This window comes from Phycisphaerales bacterium AB-hyl4 (assembly GCA_041821185.1).
Taxonomy (GTDB): domain Bacteria; phylum Planctomycetota; class Phycisphaerae; order Phycisphaerales; family Phycisphaeraceae; genus Natronomicrosphaera; species Natronomicrosphaera hydrolytica.
In genome coordinates, this window is sequence record JBGUBD010000030.1 from 1 (window position 1) to 1376 (window position 1376).

Here is a 1376-nt window from a genome sequence, read left to right on the forward strand (position 1 = left end):
GGGCGACGCGATCTCTGCCGTTTCCGGTACGCATTGCAGCCACGCGGTCGTGCAGCCGGGCAAGGCGGGCGTGACACGACTTCCCGATGGCGTCGACCCGGCGACGGCGAGCCTGTTCGTGATGCCGGCGGTGGGACTGGCGGGCGTGGACATGGCCAACCCGCGCATGGGCGACGTCGTCGTCGTCCACGGCTGCGGGCCGATCGGCCTTGGCGTCGTGGCGGCATGTGCTCATCGCGGTTGCCGGGTGATCGCGGTCGATATCGACGACGATCGTCTCGAACGGGCAAGCGCGCTTGGAGCCGACCATCTCATCAACAGCTCGCAACGCCCCGCCGAGGAACAGATCGCCGATCTGCTGCCCGATGGGACGAACGGCGCAGACGTGGTGTTTGAATCGACGGGTCTCCCCCAGTGCATCGACCCGGCCATTCGCCTGTGTCGGCCGTATGGCACGTTCGTCTGGCAAGGCAACTATGGCGAACATCCCATCCAGATGCGCTTCCTCGAACCGCACGCTCGCCGACTGACGATGTACTTTCCTTGCGACGATGGCGGCCCGCCTTGCCGGCAGGCGGTACTCAAGAATATGGCCGTCGGCGCATTGCCCTGGCAGCACACCATCACGCACCGCGTTGAGCCAACCGAGGCGGTGGCTCTTTACCATCGAATGCTCAAGGACCAGGCTGCCGACCTCGTGAGCGCGGTCATCAAATGGAGCGACGCGTAAGTCGGCACCGGCCATCGCATCAAGGAGCAGACCATGCCTTATACCCTGATCACCGGCGCCAGCGGTTTGATCGGCCGTGCGTTGTCGACCTCGCTTAACGCCAACGGTGGGACCACGCCGTTGGCCATGAGCCGACGGGGGGCCGACCTCGATGTCGCTTCCGTGCAAGGTGACTTTGCCCGCTTTGAAGACCTGCGGCAACTGGACCGCTATGAGATTGAAGCAGTGGTTCACCTCGGCGCGGTGACCGGCGGTTGCAGTGAGCATGACGCGATGGCCGTCAACGTCGAGGGCACGCGCTGCCTGATGCGATACCTGATCGACCGGGGTTGCCGACGGTTCGTCCTTGCCAGTTCGATCGCGGCGGTCGGCCTGCAGTCGCCGGACTTTCGCCCGCGCAGCTTTCCCATCGCCGACGAGCATCCCTGCGATGACCGCCACGGCTACGGCTTCTCAAAGTATCTCATGGAAGAAGTCACACGCTATTTCCATCGCCAAAACCCGCAGATTGACGCCACGAACCTTCGGCTGGCGGCGATCTATCCAGATGGCAAGCCGCCTGAGACCGAACCCGACTGCACGCCCGGGCCATGGGCGCTGGCAGGCCTGACACAAATGAGTCTGCGCGACGCGGTCGATGTGTTTA

At 64.3% G+C, this 1376-nt stretch carries 2 protein-coding genes; both read left to right on the top strand.

All coding sequences use genetic code 11. The features are described from left to right. On the top strand, positions 1-730 hold a 730-nt coding region (locus tag ACERK3_19640; GenBank protein MFA9480486.1), incomplete at its 5' end, for a zinc-binding dehydrogenase. A gap of 33 nt (positions 731-763) precedes the next feature. After that, on the top strand, positions 764-1376 hold a 613-nt coding region (locus ACERK3_19645; protein MFA9480487.1), incomplete at its 3' end, for an NAD-dependent epimerase/dehydratase family protein.